A 15,678-nucleotide genomic window follows, 5' to 3' on the forward strand; every position below is an offset into this window, starting at 1 on the left:
GTTTTTTAACCAGGGTCGTGATCGCGCCAAAAATTTTTGAGCAAAGTCTGAAAAAAATTTTCACGCATGGTCTGCTGAAAAAAATATGAGCAGGGTCTGCCGGAAAAATTTAGAGTAAGGAAGGCACGGCGGACCTTGGCCTGTACACGCGGGGCAGGATAGTTTTAATCCAAGAGTTTTCAAACGTTAGCCCTATGAAAGAAGAGCTGAAGATCGGAATCATCCTGACGTGTTTTTTTATTGCTGTAATCGGGGGATCGCTGGTTCTCTTACAAACCGGGAGCCCCATAGGGGAGTATCCGATAAATTCCACGGTCTATACCACCGTTGAGCGGACCATCATTCCGGTCCCTGTGCCTCCCGGTGCAACGGTTCTTCTCCCGCACCAGGTCTCAGACTACTCCGCCAACGGGTATGGCCAGTGGCGGTTTGGCGAGGGGCTTGGTTATGAGAAACGACTGGACCTGATGCCCGCAGAATATTCCGCAGGCGACGTTGTTCCCGCTGCGCGGCTTCTTCATTTTTTTGTCATGACCGATATCCACATCACGGACAAAGAATCTCCGGGGCAGGTGATCTATTATGGCTATAAGTGGGGGATGATCTCCGGATATTCTCCGGTAATGCTGTATTCAACCCAGGTGCTTGATGCAGCGGTTCAGACGGTAAACGTCCTTCAGGAGGAAAAACCGTTTGATTTTGGTATTTTTCTGGGAGACGCGATCAACAGCGGCCAGTACAACGAACTGCGATGGTATATCGATGTGCTTGACGGCAAAACGATAAAACCCGATTCCGGGGAGATGGACGATCCCGTCTCCGGGCCGCTCAATGATTACCAGGACCGGTTCAAGGCAGCAGGGCTGAATGCATCGATTCCCTGGTACCAGGCAATCGGCAACCACGATCATTTCTGGATGGGATTGTTCCCGCCGGACAATTACATCAAAAGTACCCTTACCAACAATTCCATCCTCAACATGGGCAATGTCCTCACCAGCAGACTCCGGATACAAAGCCGTGGTTTTTATATGGGGGCTGTCGATGGGCGGACACCCTACGGGGACATAACCGGCGCAGGGAATGTAAGCGACTTTCCGGACGGGCCTCCCACCGTACCTGCTGATCCCGATCGCCGGTTCCTTTCACGGACCGAGTGGATCAGTGAATTTTTCCGTACCTCATCCGGCCCGGCAGGACACGGGTTCAGCCAGTCTGACATAACAACGGGATTTGCGTGTTATTCGTTTGAACCGGCATCGGATGTACCGGTCAAGATCATTGTACTCGATGATACCATGAAAGACGAGAATATGCCGGATGGCTCCAGCAACGGACTTGGGTCGCTGGATAAGGAACGGTATGCGTGGCTGGTCCATGAACTCGATACGGGCCAGGCTGAAGGAAAGCTCATGATCATTGCAGCACACACCCCGATAGGTGTGGAACTGCCAGAGACCGGCCTGGGATCGTTGATGGCCTGGGACAAATATGCTGCCGTATCTGATACGGACCTGGTGGCAAAACTTCACACGTATACCAATCTTCTCCTCTGGATTGCGGGGCACCGGCATCAGAACACCATCACCGCGTTTAAATCCCCGGATGCAGCCCATCCTGAACTCGGCTTCTGGGAGGTTGAGACTGCATCGTTACGCGAGTTCCCCCAGCAGTTCCGCACCTTTGAGATTGTCCGCAACAGCGACAATACGGTCTCCATCTTTGCAACCAATGTTGATCCGTCGGTCAGTGACGGATCCCCTGCTGCCATGTCCCGGTCCTATGCAATCGCGGCTCACCAGATATTCAACCTCACGACCGATCCCCTGCCGTCCGGTTCGTACAATGCAGAACTGGTCAAGCAGCTCAGTCCGGAGATGCAGGTGAAGCTCCAGAACTACGGGACTCCGGCTGGCAGGCAGCGCTGAGGGTGGCAGCGAGCCGGGCCGGATTTTTTTACGAGCCGCTGCCGGCCGGGACCGTGGTGCGGCCCGACCAGGTGCCGGGGCCGGTGCGGTACCTCCGGCGCCGCAGACGGGAGCTGACTGGGATGGCGAAGACCCGTAAGGTACCCCCGGGTGCCCATAGCATCCGGATGGATCGTTCCCTTACCGGGCAGCACCGGCCTTTTTACGCTTCCCACCACATCTATTATGAGAATAGAAACTGATTCAGTACTGTCGAGCACTTCCTTATGGGCAATGAATTATTTACCGGGATGAGCAGCACTACGGGAAAACAGATCATCATGGTGGGTGAAAATGGCGTCTAACAAACCAGCAGCGGTAACGAAAATTCTGAAAAGGATCGAGTCGGACAAGGTAAAATTCATCCGGCTCCAGTTCACGGATATCCAGGGCCAGCCGAAAAATGTCTCGATTCCGGCCATCCAGGCTGAGAAAGCACTGACCGAAGGCATCTGGTTCGATGGATCGTCCATCGAGGGTTTTGCGCGGGTTGAAGAGTCCGACATGATCCTCAAGCCGGACGTGGCAACGTACGCGGTGCTGCCCTGGAGGCAGGCAGAGGCAAAGGTCGCCCGGTTCATCTGCGATATCCAGACCTACGGGAACAAACCCTTTGATGGCGATCCGCGGTATACCCTCCATAAGGCGATTGCCGAAGCTGCGAAGATGGGTTTCACGTTCAATACCGGCCCCGAACTTGAGTTTTTCCTGTTCCGGATGTTCAATGGTCTCCCGACCACCGAGTTCGAGGACCATGGGGATTATTTTGACCTTGCACCTACCGATTCGGCAGAGGATGTCCGCCGTGATGTTGTTCTCGCGCTCAGCGATATGGGATTCGAGATCGAGGCGTCCCACCACGAGGTTGCAGACAGCCAGCACGAGATCGACTTCAAGTATGGCGATGCCCTTACCACTGCTGACCGGGTCATTACGTTCAAGTTTGCGACCAAGTCCATCGCCCTGCAGTATGGTCTCCATGCGTCTTTCATGGCAAAACCGATCGCAGGAATCGCCGGGAGCGGGATGCACACACACGGTTCGCTTTCGAAGAACGGGAAAAATGCGTTCTATGACCCGAACGCAGAACTCCAGCTCTCGGACACCGCGATGTATTACATCGGTGGTATCCTGAAACATGCAAGGGCGATCACCCGCCTTGCAAACCCGACCATCAACTCGTACAAACGTCTGGTCCCCGGGTACGAGGCCCCGTGTTATATCTCGTGGAGTGCTGCCAACCGCACGGCACTCGTCCGCGTCCCGGCCGCCCGCGGCAACAGCACCCGTGCCGAGTTCCGGAGCCCGGATCCCATGTGCAACCCGTACCTGACCTTTGCTGCAATGCTGGCAGCTGGTCTTGATGGGATCAAGAACAAGATCATGCCCCCGGAGATGACAAACTCCAACATCTACCACATGGATGAGAAGACGCGGAAGAAGAACAAGATCGAAATGCTGCCCGGAAGCCTCATGGAGTCCAATGCCGCCCTTGTGAAAGACGATGTGCTCTGCAAAATTCTCGGGGAACACGTTGTCTCGAACCTGACACGCATTGCGGAAATGGAGACCGAATCCTTCAACCTTGCTGTCCACCCGTGGGAACTGGACCGGTACCTGGCAACCTACTGAATTTTCCCCCACTCTTTTTGGCTAAGTCAGCCGTCAACAGATTTGAAATGCGAATAGATTACGAAGCTATGTTTTGTAGAAATTCTTTGAAACAATGATGGGGGCTGATGCCCCCATACCCCCAATCAGGATGCTTGCCGCCGCCGACTCGAAGAACCTGATGGTTCTTCTCGATTTCATGGCTCTGATGAACCATTCAATTCCCGAAGGGCGCCCCGCGGCGGCCTCAAATTCCTTTTTACGAAAACAACTCCTTGTCGAAGTATCACTATCAGGTAATGCAGAGGCATCCTCAGCGCCCCCGCCCCCATTGGGGGCAGGACTGGCGCAAGGGGGGCAATTATCCAAAAGGAATTTTCCTACAAAGCATAAAGTTCTGCCAGCGATTCTCTGTTGGAAGTCACAACCTTAAAAAAAAGAGATTCAGGGCCGGCTGGAAAAATTATTTCCGCCGGTTCTTTTTGATCTTGGCTTTTGCCAGTTTTTCTATTGCAGGAATATCTGCCTCTTCTTTGACGAGGAGTTTCCGGGCCTGTACTGCTGCATCGACGAATGCCTTGCCGGTGGTGTTCCGGATGAGGAGCGTGGTCATCCCCTGGGGGCTGCCAATGGATCCGGCAGAGATGTCGGCATAGAGTGAAGTAAAGTCCGTGCAGGAATGACAGCCTGTACGGATGCAGGACTCCAGTTCCGAAAGAGGAATGCTCGTCACTGTTGATGGGAAAACGCGGACGCTCGGTGACTCGCTCGCACGACGCACAGGGGGCTCGGACTCGCCGCTGATGCGGCTCCTTACCTTCGCGCCCCTGTTGCGGTGCTCGCTCGGGCCGCTTGGCCTTTACGACCTACCGCTCGTGTTTTGCAGGAATTGCCATACCCGGCAACAGCCCCACAGATTGTGAGACGATTACGGGAATGGAGGGATGATTGGATCTCCCCATTCGACAATTTTCCGATTTTTTTTGATTACACCATGAATATGTTACAATAACATTAAAAATTTTAAAGCTGTTATAATTTCATAATGACGTCAAAATTTTCAATAGACGTTCTTTATCGAAAATCGATATCGAACGATCGACATCATACGATTTTATATGATCGTAAGATTAAACTGGAGATCGTACGACGGGGTTCACCTTGAGTCGAAACAGAGATGAACCTCGCCTGCCCGTAGGCATTATACAATATTCTTCTATTCTTATGAAGATTTGCATCATGCCTCTGAAAAAAACCGATAAAAGGAGGTATTGAAACATATGAGATTATTCAAACCTGCAGTCATCCTGCTCGTATTGTTGCTCGCAGCGATGATTATGGTACCGATAGCGAGTGCTGCACCGAATAAAGTAATGGATGTGAATTTTGTTAGTGTAGAAAAAGCAACGACTGTTGCTAACTTTTATGTTAACCAAATTTCAAGCTCGACTCAAAAATATTCGGACTGGAAAGGTGCAGTTGTTCAGAAAGCCACTACATATTATGATTTAAATGGGAAAGAATCTGCATATTCGTTCGATGTCCTTCAACATGGACAGTATGCCGGTTACCTCATAGTTTCTGCAACACGGAATAATTATCCGGTACTTGAATTTTCCAAAGGGAAAACTCCAGACCGAGAGATGTCAACTCAAACAGAAGCAAAGGAATTAGCCACAACAGTAGCAAAATCCCAACAGGCATCTCTTGGTTCAGGACGCCCGCTCTACCTGGGTGCGACATTCTTCTATATGGAATATCCTGTTGAAAAGACCAGTACTGTTAAAACTACAACACAACAGAGCCAGGAAAATATCTATGTTGATCTTTACGAAAGAAAAATTGTAGATCAGGGGAAGGTTTCTGGTACTTTAAGCACAAGCCAATCATCCAATACCGAACCTACCGCAGCTCAGGCACAAACAAGTATCACTTTCGATCAAAAAGCGATCCAAAACTTCCAGATTCAGACAAAACAGGAAGCGCAAGCTGAGTGGAATGCGATTGATGGAAAAATAACCAAAAATGGTGTGAACCAACCCGCAGTTGAGTTATCAGCGGTTCAATCAGGACAAACAAAATACATCGATCACGTTCCCTATTATGATTGGACCTATGGTTGTTCACCAACTGCCGGTAGTATGGTTGTTGGTTACTGGCGAGATCAAGGACTTACCAGAATCCCGGTTTCTACGAATACGATAACAGGGGATCCAGTCACTAAAGAATTGGCCGATGCAATGGGGACACTGTATGGCTCTAATTACTGTCAGTGTTGGATTATTCCGATCATTAATAAAAAAATCTGCAATCCATTATGCGGATTTACTGTTCCTGTGATGATTGCACCTGGAATTAATTCAGAATTGAATAAATACCAATATGGTATCACCAATTCGCAATATGGGTGGAATGCCGGAAATATTTACTTCCCTTCATGGAGTGATTTCCAAAATGAGATTGATGCCGGCAGGCCTTTTGAACTTTCGATGACATCCGGCGGAGCCCCGGAAGATCAACCAAATACACCTTACAATCACCATAGTGTAGCTGCTGTCGGGTATATGGTTACAAGTTTTGACAATTTTGTAACAATACACGATACATGGGAAACCCCCTCGTTGTATTATGACCATATGATTCGATACAACAATTGGGCAGCTGCGATGAATACCTGGGTGAGATCGCGTACCTATTCAATCACATCTAGTGCCGGATCAAATGGGAAGATCGATCCGGCAGGTACTATAAACGTTCCTTCAGGAACACGCTGGAGTTACACCATCACTCCCGATTCCGGTTACATCATTGATCAAATCCTTGTCGATAATTCACCCGTTACTCAGAACCCTTACACGTTCTCAGATGTAACTTCAGACCACACAATCACTGCCACATTTAAAGAAGAGGCACTCCCTGCAATCGTACCGCTTTGTCAAGCAGGGAATGCATTTGATGCAACTATGTATCCGCAAAACTGGCCGCAGTCCGATCCTATGACATTTTCCTGTAACTGGGACGGGAACGGGCGCGTGTATCTCTCGGGCAGCAGCTCAGAACTTATCGGAACGTATGCCGATGACGGTTTCACTGTTGATACTCCAAATGGGATACAGTTCGATGCCGAAGGCCACTATGCACATCAGCATGCGCCGCTGGAACTGACATCAGGTATGAATACAGGTTCCAATACGCTCACGTTGATTGTTCGTAATTATATGGGACTGTCGATGAGTTATGGTTCATCAACAGGTATTGGTACGGATCAAACTCCATATATTATCGAAGTGAATGACCAGTCTATGATTGCAGCAGCCCAGTCATCAGCCGCAAAGGCATTTACATTCGTTCCGAACAGCACAGAGCTGAAAGAGAGCGTATCGACCACGGCAATATAAAATGAATGCGTAAAGTATCTGGTTGTTGTACTGGACAAGAAAGGATTGGTGGTAAATACGACAATTGCTTATAAGGATAAGAATTTTTTTTTAATACCGTGATGGGGGAGGAGAGGAAAATAAATGTACTATCAACCTCAAAAAAAATCGAAAATTTTCATTAATATCATGTCCCTCTTAATTCTATTCATATTTCTGATTCCAATCGCCCATGCCACCCCCCCGCCACCAGAATCACGCATTCAATTTTTACTCCCCAGTTCAGAAATTGATTATAATACGACCATGCGATCGTATGATCTTTTTGTTTCATCAAATAAATCGACTGATGATCGGTTCGTTACTTTGGATTATGTAGGTCCCGGGAAGGTATATGCGTACGGAGACAGAATTGTAACATCTGGATCATCTTTAACGTATTTCCCAGAACTCTCCCAATACTGGGCTTACAAGCATTTTCTCTATTTAAAAACTGGTGAACTATATGTCGCACAGGTCTGGTTTTTTGATGACTGGGGGACATTTCAAACCAGAAAAAAAGAATTATCTCAATATTTACAGATCCATGGGCAGGTATCAAAAGAATCACTTGACCTGTCTGATGAACTCGTAATTTCTAACAATTCCGTTTATTCCGGATTGAAAAGCCGGCAATTCAACGTTACAAAATACTTGGGAAAAGATACTTCAGGATATTTCATCGTACATGAAGATTCCCGGTATCCTGGTATCAATTGTTACATTATTTATATCGGTATCATTGGACCGACAGACGTTCAAGATTATTTGAATCCTTTGACAAAGTTATTCGTTTCTATATCCCCAAATCTGGATACCGGGATTAATTATGAATTGGATTCGTCCGTTATGAAATTTGGACAAAATGATATTGATATCACACCCCTTCTTGTGATATTCATGATAGTAATCGGGGGTGGCATTCTCTTTTGGATGAGAAGAAAGAGAAAATAATATTGAAATCCAATATTTCTTGGATTCGCGATTGCGAGAAAAACACCGGGGAATCCCAGATCCACGAACTGCTCTGTCCTCGTTTCACTATCACTAGCTAGGGAAAAGATCTTCAGGTCTGGTATAAGTTAATGGTTGATCAGAATCAGACCCTGATGCCGGACTTGTCCATTGACGGGATCAATAACGGCGATACGGTGATAATCACCGGGACTTTTAAATCGGATTCGTATGGCGAATCCCGCAATGATCTTCGGGCGATTCCTATTGAGAGAATAAACCCATAATTTCCTCGGCATGATCGCTGACCCGGAAGAGACGTACGCGGTCTGGTACGGGATATTGAACACGCTCGGCATCTTCGATTTGTCGGCACTCACGGACAGCGAGCGGCTGACCTATGCCGGGAAGCGGCACTACTTCTGGTTCGGCGAAGTCGGGATGGCCGCGATGCTGGCCGGCGTGTTTGCGGTCCCGCTCGGGTTCTTCATGGCAGGCCGGACGGACACAAGTCTTGCATTCATCGGCGCTGCGGTCCTGTTCCTTCCGCTCTTTGTTTTCCTGCCAAAGCTGATCCAGCGGGCGATGAAGGCGGACACCGATTCGGCGATCGAGGCATTCGGGAAGAATGAGCAGGTGAAGAAAGTCTTCTGGACCCTGTTCATCTCGATGGCCGGGCAGATCCTAGCACAGGTGCTGGACCCGGTGACAGCTCAGCAGATGTCGGGTTGATTACGGGGATGTGTGGGTGAAAACCGAAGGTCGTATACCATCGCCCACCTTTTTTTCTCCATTCAGGATAAAGGGCCGGTTTTTTCAGGCTTGAAATAAACTCTTGGAATTCTGCATTATGAAGATTCGGGAGAAGGTTCCAGGGATAACACCGGCATCACCCCCCTGTTTGGGACAAGATATTTTTCAAGATATTGCCGCACTTCAGGATAGATCTCATACCGGACATTTTTCCTGTTTTTTTGTATGGAGACAATTCCATCATCACTAAGTCTTCTCATGTACCATGTAACCAATGGTCCTGATATTCCCATCATCACTTCCAGATTCTTCCTGTTCGTATCGGGATTATCAAGCAGTAATATGAGAATACGGTTATCAGTCTCATTCCGGATATGCTTAAACACCGTTTTCTCTACCTCTGAAAATTTCCTGGAATTTTCGAAATACCGTGTATGGCCGTTTGTATTCATAGCGGAGATCTTTCCTGTCGTCATGAGTATGATGAGATGATACCGGAGAGTTCCTGGTTTAATGCCGGTCATTCGCACTAAGTAATTGAAGTAGATACCGGGATAATCCTGTATATAACGATAGGCAAGATTCCGGGTGTTGTTATGGAAAACAATTGACCGGGTGACATTCCGGTATCCCAGATATGCGTATAGTTTGATGAATAAGAAGAGTTCAACGGGGAATCCGATAAAGGAGGATACAGAAAGAGCCAGTGCGAGCAACATCATTCCCGGGGGAAGGTCCCAGAAATCGACCGGCACGGTTTCCAGCGGCGTACCCGTATCCATATCTGGTGTTACCGGTTCGACCGTGTATCCATTATGAAACCCGCAGGAACCGGATGGTATTAACGAAAATGAACAAAGAACAAGAATCAGGATGATTCCGTACCTGATCATTTTCTTCATCCATGAATATTCAGGGTACGATAAAAAAAGGATTATGGTCTAACTCGCGGATGCTGAGTACGTGTAGCTTTGTACGCCACTTACCCGGTATCCATAAACCTTCGACCACCATGTGCCGGACGCAAGACCGCTGGATTTGGAAATCCTCAGGTTAATCCGGCCATCGATCCGCCCGTCCGCTGAATCATAGTAGGGACCGAGTGTGGTATCTGGAGCAGCAATCGTGAGCGAGAGGGAATTCGAAGGGGTGCCCCAGTACAGATCAGTAAAGAACGACGTTTTTCCGGAAGAGACATAGGTTGAGTACCATTGGGTCTGCCCTTGGGAAATCGAGGCCAAACTAAGCCGGGATAGTTCCGGCAGCCTGAGGGTATTGTCGCCAGGTGTCACGACATACCCGTCTTTTTCTTCAACAATCATTGCCGATACAACCGGTACGGTCAGTGCCGCACCGATAACTAACAACAGTGCTAACCAGTGAACCTTCATGGTATCACGGGAAAGCGTTCCAATTACAGATTAATACCTTTTGTCGGTCAAAACTTTACACGTTGCTGAAGTGTAAAGTTTTGGATGAGAGATCGTTTATAGAAGGATTGGGTATTTGTGATGCGGTTATCTGAACGATACCCGCCGATCCGGAGAGATCATGGTATCACAACCTTATTCTCTCTCCGGACTCGTTTGGTTCCAAATTTTATATTCCCCTTGATCCAGACGATTCAATTCCTTTTGCGCGGGATCCGCCGGACCTGTATTTCCGGACATGTAAAGTTTTGAACGACAAATCGTTTATAACCCGGAAATAAACCGCTCAGTGTGGACAGCCGGAGGTTGTCCCGAGTCATCCGAATGGAGGGGGAAGCATACCCGTATTCACATCCCCCCTCTCCTTTCCGCTGGCATAACTCACACCGTCCCTGACATTTAAGGTCGTGTCTTTTTGCTATTAGCGGAGCGTATCGAAAAATGAAAAAAATGGAGGTAATGAAAACATGAACCTACGAAAAATTGGCGTCGTCCTGCTGGCAATATTGCTGGCGGCGATGGCGATGGTACCAATGGTGAGTGCTGCGGAGGCGCAGGCTGACGATGCCCTGAAGGTATCAAACGATGGGGTAATTGATGCTTCCCTTAAAGGAATTGTCACACAGCCGGACCCTTACACGTATGTCTTTACCGGAAAAACCGATGACAAGACAGCAAGCGTCAACCACTTGATTGAAAACCTGAACAAGAAGACGATGAATGCTGCTGTGAAATCTGGAACCCCGATATCTGGTTCGAACACTGCCACCATGCCGCTTTTTGGCAGCTCCATCTGGCAGAGAACCCAGGTATCCGGAACAAAGGACGGGGGATGGATCTCACCTTACACCAAGACCATAAACGGAAATCTCGTATCCAACTGGCAGGGAAGCAGCCCATATTATGCTGATAAGATTACCTTATCGTCCCTGATTTCTGCTTCTGGTGTCGGCGTCTCAATTAGTATGCCGGGTGGCAGTATGGGATACCAGGATATCGGAGGTAACCGGCTTAGTTATTCAGACTACTGGACCACCGCATATGCAGTGTCCCACAGCTACTCAAACTTCCTGGCACAGAGCTGGGCCACAGTTCCCTCAGTTGCGGAAAGTGATTCGGGTACCTTCCGGTTCAGTTATTCAGATTACACGGTAAACACATACGTGTCAGTCTGATAATTTCAATTTTTTTTCGGTGCATCATGTCAATAAAATGGCGTATTGGAATCCTGCTTCTCATCGCCAGCCTTGCTGGCGTTTGTGCTTTTTTTGTCCTTAACACGGGTATACCCTCACCTCATGAATCCTGGAATAAAAAAACCACAGAGAAAATCGGGTACTCCCATGCCCCTGAAGGGGGCTACGCGGATTTTGCTCCCGACGATCCTGATTTGTATTCAACCTATTACTTTTCTCTGGCATTGAAAAATAATCATATTGACCTGATGCAGAAAGAACAGACAGACCTGTGGTTGTATTCCCGGGAACGGGAATTAATCGCAAATCCTTCCCAGGTCACTCTAAAGGACCTGTACTACCTGACCGGCTGCATGAAAAATTACGATATCCTCCCGGAAAACCGTTCAGGGATCATGTCCCTTGTTGAACAGTACAGCCAGCCGGATGGATCGTATGCGGACAGGCCCGGACTTGAAGGATCATCTTTGGATACCATACGGGCCCTGGAAATCCTGGATTTTATCGGAAACAATACCGGGAATATGGATATCACCCGCGAGTGGCTAGCCCGGCAATATCAATACGATCAGATTTCTGAGGATGAAGACTATTTACTTACTGAAACACAGGTCCTGCTCCCCGTATCCCACCTGACCGGTATCGACCCGGACCTGGAAGGAAGCACCCGTTTACAAAAAAGCATTGAGGAACGATATGCAGGGAAATGGAAATCCGAGTTGGAGGCTCTGCCCGGGAAAAAACCAGATCTGTTTACGCTCAAAGCTCTCGAAACCGAAGTACGTTTCTCCGGAAAGCTCACACCGGAAATTTCCCAAAAAATCCAGGATTACGTGTACTCCCTGGAGTTACCAGACGGAGGATATAATGCGATCCTGGGTGATTATGGTGAGTCCCAGGGAACATATCTTGCAATGAAGCTGTTGTCCGATATCGGATCTCCAGTTCACGACACGACAATCGAGTTCATCCGGAGGCATGAGAGCCGGTACGGGGGATTCCGCCCTGCGTTCAAGATTACCCCTTCCCTGAAAGATACATTTTATGCAACCCAGGTTCTGACCAGGTTGGACCCGCACAACCCTGCGATTCCGGCAGTCAAACCCTGGCTTGATGCAAGGATGGCTGATCCCTCACTTTCTCCCGAAGACCAGTATTACCTTGTAATGACATATCACGAACTGGGGGAGTCCGTCCCACAGGCAGCCACCCTCCGGAATATACCGGAACAGCAGATTACAACGTATTCTATATCCCCGGACCAGCTGGGAGATCTCGAACAGGTCTTTTACCTGCTGAAGATGGTAAAGGCCACGGATCACCCCCTGGACTCAGCTCAAAGAGATAGTATAATCCGGAAAATCAACCAGTTCCAGAATAGTGACGGAGGTTATGGTTACGGGGGATCGGATTTGGCCTCAACATATTATGCTTTAGGGTCACTGGATACACTTTCAGCTTCTCCTGATAATCCTGAGGCATGTATATCATGGATAGAGCAGGGATATGCCGGTGACGGGGGGTACTACTACCGGCGGGGGGATCAGTCAACCAATTTTTCCTATATCACACCAACATACATGTCCGTTTCTTCGTTGAACTACCTTCACCGGTATCCGGGAAACGCAAAAACAACCCTTCAGTGGATCGACAGCAGCCGGTATTCTGACGGGGGTATTCAATTGATGCCGGAGAAACCAGATACCGAAGTCAATGATGCCACGTTCCGGGAAAAACTCGAATACACCATCCAGGGCTTGGAGACGGAGCAAATCCTCCTTCATCGCACCGGTATATGATAAGGGAGAAAAGCCCAAGGAAAAAACAGGCTCATCCCATCCTCATCGCAAGTGGGAGTGCTATCCCTCCCTCTCCCCCTAATCATTCACCGGGACAGGAAATGTCAACAGACCCGGCAACCCACAGAAAATATCCATGGCTGACAGCACATTTCCGGATCCGGCCCCCCGGAAAAATCTCCTCAACTATATTGTATGGATTGTTATTGCGGCAACTCTTCTCCTCGCCATTATATTCTGGTTTATCGTCTTTGGCATTCCTGCTGGTAGCGGTTACATTTATGCCCGCAGTTAGTGCACAGGCAGATGCCAACAGGTTGCCAGACCCTGACGCACATAAGGTTGTATTTGTCGATTCACCACGGATTATTGTTGTGGAAAACACACACATCAAGTATTGTTGATGTCGGTAATATACGGATTACCCTGACTTCAAATCCGGAACATAGGTGTAGCGTGCCAGAGTTTCTGTCCTAAAATAGTGACATAATTTATGTCCGCTTTCAAGAGCACCGTGCAGGTGCTTGCGGGTGAAAGCGACAATGGAGATCAGGACAAAGGCAGTAGTATTTTACGAAGAGAAGATACACAGTGCCAAAGAGATTGGAGAGACGTACAACATCTCCGAAAGAACCGTGAGACGATGGGCACAAAACCATCGCAACGATCCCGAGAACGGGTTGAAACCGAAGAAGACCGGACCGCGGAGACGGACCCGTTGGGCAATTCCGAAATCGTTGGAACAACGGATCATCCGGCTCAAGGGAAAGTATCCGGCTTGGGGAGCCCGACGGATCAAACACCAGTTCGAACTCTCGTGTTCCTGGAGAACGGTTCACCGGATCCTCAAGAAACATGGTCTCCTCATCCGGATCAAAGCTAAACCCCAACCGTCCGGGAAACGGTTCCAGCGTCGTCATGTCGACAGTATGTGGCAGGGGGATACCTTCCAGTTCCGGATCCGTGGCGTTGGTAAAGTCTACGTCACCGGATTCACTGATGATTGTTCTCGCTATCGTGTGAAAAGCAAAGTATACCTGCACAAGGATGCTGCCTCAGCGGTTAATGCCCTTCAATGGGCACTTCGGGCCGGCAGGATTCCCTGGGAGATCTATCTCGATAACGGGAAACAATTCGTCTCAAAACTGTTCAAAGCGGAAGCCCAAAAACATAACATCAAACTGATCTTCGGCAGACCTTATCACCCCCGTGGCCGTGGGAAGATCGAACGGTACCACAAGACTCTCTACCGGGAACTCATCGCTTTAAAGCAATTCCGTTCGCTGGGCCATTTCAGGAAAGAACTCTGGAGGTTTGACCAGCTCTACAACAACTGGCGTAAACAGGAGATCCTGAACTGGATGACGCCTTCTTCCGTTTACAACAACAAAACCAATTTCAATAAAAACAGAAAATGTCTATCCAGCGGACATAAACTCTGTCAACAAAACGGACAGTAATTATGGCACTCTACAACTACTGGACGATTACATTCAGAGACACTACCCGGAACATCCAGACTACCTATATGACGAGCCAGAATGCTATGCCAAACACGAATGTCAAAATCCAGATCTATCTTGAAACGGCAAACCGCGCCTCGATCCCGAACAATAATAACATGTGCGGCGATTCCACCTTCACGAACTTCTATCTGGTGAATACCAATGGGCAGAATGTTATGCCCGGTACCGTCGGGAGCGGAGTCAATTCGGTATGGACAAATCTTCCAGGACTGAGTGTCGGAAACTCATGGCCAAGCCGGATTATCCTGAACACCGCCAATTGAGGGAAATCCTATGACCCCTTTTTTTCCAATGAAAAACCGGTTTGGTTTCATTGTAGTTACGGGTCTTTTCTGTTTGTCCCTTTTCATCCCGGTCAGTGCAGTATCGTCACACATCCTGCCGGATACGCCGTACGATGAAGACCTGTCTGACAGGGTGATCACGCTTGATCCCGTGGGGAACCACACCGCAGGAGATGTTTTCACGATCCGTGGCGTTACGTCCCTTCCTGCCGGGCGAAAACTTATGGTTGGTATGCATCTGGGGGGCTGCAGGGTGGGTTCCTGTATCCGGTCAGAGCATTGGGGCTATACGGTTGTGGTCAACGGGAGCCCGGGCATGAACACCTGGAGTTATCAATTGAATACCACCGGGTTCTGGACAGTTGACAACGACGGGAACAGATGGGCGTATGATATTAATGTCGGGGATTATCAATTTGTTACAGTTAACGATGATGAGACTATCTACCTGTTCAACCAATCCGAATCTGCATCGATCCCGGACAAGCCTGACCTGCGTAAACCCGGGTCCGGGAATTTGACCCGGTCACAACCTGCAATAACCGGTCCAGCGAATGCCACGGCGGGACAGCCTGCACCGGTAACCGTCCTCGTTCCGGTTGTTGCACTGGGGATCGTGGGGATGATACTGTTCCGGATAAAAAACGGGTAATGAGATGAAAGCACAAATGCAGGTTATCCATCGATTTTCACACATCCCTCCTGAATGAAATACCTGTTACGGGAGATCCACAGGATCATT

The 15,678-nt window shown here is 48.7% G+C and carries 14 protein-coding genes; 11 read left to right on the forward strand and 3 right to left on the reverse strand.

Annotation, left to right across the window (positions count from 1 at the left end):
* Positions 1 to 194: 194 nt before the first annotated feature.
* On the forward strand, positions 195 to 1,928 hold the full coding sequence (locus METFOR_RS05940; protein ID WP_015285201.1) for a TIGR03768 family metallophosphoesterase: 1,734 nt from the start codon (positions 195 to 197) through the stop codon (positions 1,926 to 1,928).
* A gap of 333 nt (positions 1,929 to 2,261) precedes the next feature.
* Positions 2,262 to 3,599 carry a type I glutamate--ammonia ligase gene (glnA, locus tag METFOR_RS05950; RefSeq protein WP_015285202.1) on the forward strand — a complete coding sequence of 446 codons (1,338 nt, stop codon included), beginning with the start codon at positions 2,262 to 2,264 and terminating at the stop codon, positions 3,597 to 3,599.
* 442 nt (positions 3,600 to 4,041) lie between these two features.
* Here glnA and METFOR_RS14810 read toward each other — a convergent pair whose 3' ends face one another.
* Positions 4,042 to 4,311, reverse strand: coding sequence for a Coenzyme F420 hydrogenase/dehydrogenase, beta subunit C-terminal domain (locus tag METFOR_RS14810; protein ID WP_233504465.1), 270 nt, complete (start codon positions 4,309 to 4,311; stop codon positions 4,042 to 4,044).
* A 547-nt stretch (positions 4,312 to 4,858) separates the two neighbouring features.
* Between METFOR_RS14810 and METFOR_RS05955 the strand changes: the two genes are divergently transcribed.
* The 3 genes from METFOR_RS05955 (at position 4,859) to METFOR_RS05965 (ending at position 8,680) form a co-directional block, all read left to right on the forward strand.
* Positions 4,859 to 6,976 (forward strand): C39 family peptidase, encoded by a 2,118-nt coding sequence (locus METFOR_RS05955; RefSeq protein WP_015285203.1) that lies wholly within the window; start codon positions 4,859 to 4,861, stop codon positions 6,974 to 6,976.
* Between the two features lie 168 nt (positions 6,977 to 7,144).
* Positions 7,145 to 7,948 carry a hypothetical protein gene (locus tag METFOR_RS05960; RefSeq protein ID WP_148277608.1) on the forward strand — a complete coding sequence of 268 codons (804 nt, stop codon included), beginning with the start codon at positions 7,145 to 7,147 and terminating at the stop codon, positions 7,946 to 7,948.
* A 297-nt stretch (positions 7,949 to 8,245) separates the two neighbouring features.
* On the forward strand, positions 8,246 to 8,680 hold the full coding sequence (locus tag METFOR_RS05965) for a hypothetical protein (RefSeq protein ID WP_015285206.1): 435 nt from the start codon (positions 8,246 to 8,248) through the stop codon (positions 8,678 to 8,680).
* A gap of 116 nt (positions 8,681 to 8,796) precedes the next feature.
* Here the strand turns inward: METFOR_RS05965 and METFOR_RS05970 are convergent, their stop codons facing one another.
* Positions 8,797 to 9,603, reverse strand: coding sequence for a winged helix-turn-helix transcriptional regulator (locus tag METFOR_RS05970; protein WP_233504466.1), 807 nt, complete (start codon positions 9,601 to 9,603; stop codon positions 8,797 to 8,799).
* 39 nt (positions 9,604 to 9,642) lie between these two features.
* Complete coding sequence (locus METFOR_RS05975; RefSeq protein ID WP_015285208.1) at positions 9,643 to 10,092, reverse strand: hypothetical protein; 450 nt, start codon at positions 10,090 to 10,092, stop codon at positions 9,643 to 9,645.
* A 506-nt stretch (positions 10,093 to 10,598) separates the two neighbouring features.
* Here METFOR_RS05975 and METFOR_RS05980 point away from each other — a divergent pair.
* The 6 genes from METFOR_RS05980 to METFOR_RS06000 all read left to right on the forward strand — a co-directional run bounded on the left by METFOR_RS05980 (position 10,599) and on the right by METFOR_RS06000 (position 15,588).
* Complete coding sequence (locus METFOR_RS05980) at positions 10,599 to 11,306, forward strand: hypothetical protein (protein ID WP_015285209.1); 708 nt, start codon at positions 10,599 to 10,601, stop codon at positions 11,304 to 11,306.
* 26 nt (positions 11,307 to 11,332) lie between these two features.
* On the forward strand, positions 11,333 to 13,126 hold the full coding sequence (locus METFOR_RS05985; protein ID WP_015285210.1) for a prenyltransferase/squalene oxidase repeat-containing protein: 1,794 nt from the start codon (positions 11,333 to 11,335) through the stop codon (positions 13,124 to 13,126).
* 136 nt (positions 13,127 to 13,262) lie between these two features.
* On the forward strand, positions 13,263 to 13,421 hold the full coding sequence (locus METFOR_RS15525; protein ID WP_015285211.1) for a hypothetical protein: 159 nt from the start codon (positions 13,263 to 13,265) through the stop codon (positions 13,419 to 13,421).
* Positions 13,422 to 13,656: 235 nt separating this feature from the next.
* The gene (locus tag METFOR_RS05990) at positions 13,657 to 14,586 is read left to right on the forward strand and encodes a DDE-type integrase/transposase/recombinase (protein ID WP_148277609.1); all 930 of its coding nucleotides are present in this window, start codon (positions 13,657 to 13,659) and stop codon (positions 14,584 to 14,586) included.
* A 2-nt stretch (positions 14,587 to 14,588) separates the two neighbouring features.
* On the forward strand, positions 14,589 to 14,915 hold the full coding sequence (locus tag METFOR_RS05995; RefSeq protein ID WP_015285213.1) for a hypothetical protein: 327 nt from the start codon (positions 14,589 to 14,591) through the stop codon (positions 14,913 to 14,915).
* A 73-nt stretch (positions 14,916 to 14,988) separates the two neighbouring features.
* Complete coding sequence (locus METFOR_RS06000; protein ID WP_148277610.1) at positions 14,989 to 15,588, forward strand: hypothetical protein; 600 nt, start codon at positions 14,989 to 14,991, stop codon at positions 15,586 to 15,588.
* Positions 15,589 to 15,678: the final 90 nt, after the last annotated feature.

The organism is Methanoregula formicica SMSP, assembly GCF_000327485.1.
In the GTDB taxonomy this organism is placed as follows: Archaea; Halobacteriota; Methanomicrobia; order Methanomicrobiales; family Methanospirillaceae; genus Methanoregula; species Methanoregula formicica.

Coding starts and splice junctions, on each gene's coding strand:
- METFOR_RS05960 (WP_148277608.1), top strand. CDS start 7,145: ATGTCCCTCTTAATTCTATTCATATTTCTGATTCCAATCGCCCATGCC.
- METFOR_RS05970 (WP_233504466.1), bottom strand. CDS start 9,603: ATGAAGAAAATGATCAGGTACGGAATCATCCTGATTCTTGTTCTTTGT.
- METFOR_RS05995 (WP_015285213.1), top strand. CDS start 14,589: ATGGCACTCTACAACTACTGGACGATTACATTCAGAGACACTACCCGG.
- METFOR_RS05965 (WP_015285206.1), top strand. CDS start 8,246: ATGATCGCTGACCCGGAAGAGACGTACGCGGTCTGGTACGGGATATTG.
- METFOR_RS05940 (WP_015285201.1), top strand. CDS start 195: ATGAAAGAAGAGCTGAAGATCGGAATCATCCTGACGTGTTTTTTTATT.
- METFOR_RS05985 (WP_015285210.1), top strand. CDS start 11,333: ATGTCAATAAAATGGCGTATTGGAATCCTGCTTCTCATCGCCAGCCTT.
- glnA (WP_015285202.1), top strand. CDS start 2,262: ATGGCGTCTAACAAACCAGCAGCGGTAACGAAAATTCTGAAAAGGATC.
- METFOR_RS05955 (WP_015285203.1), top strand. CDS start 4,859: ATGAGATTATTCAAACCTGCAGTCATCCTGCTCGTATTGTTGCTCGCA.
- METFOR_RS15525 (WP_015285211.1), top strand. CDS start 13,263: ATGGCTGACAGCACATTTCCGGATCCGGCCCCCCGGAAAAATCTCCTC.
- METFOR_RS05980 (WP_015285209.1), top strand. CDS start 10,599: ATGAACCTACGAAAAATTGGCGTCGTCCTGCTGGCAATATTGCTGGCG.
- METFOR_RS05975 (WP_015285208.1), bottom strand. CDS start 10,092: ATGAAGGTTCACTGGTTAGCACTGTTGTTAGTTATCGGTGCGGCACTG.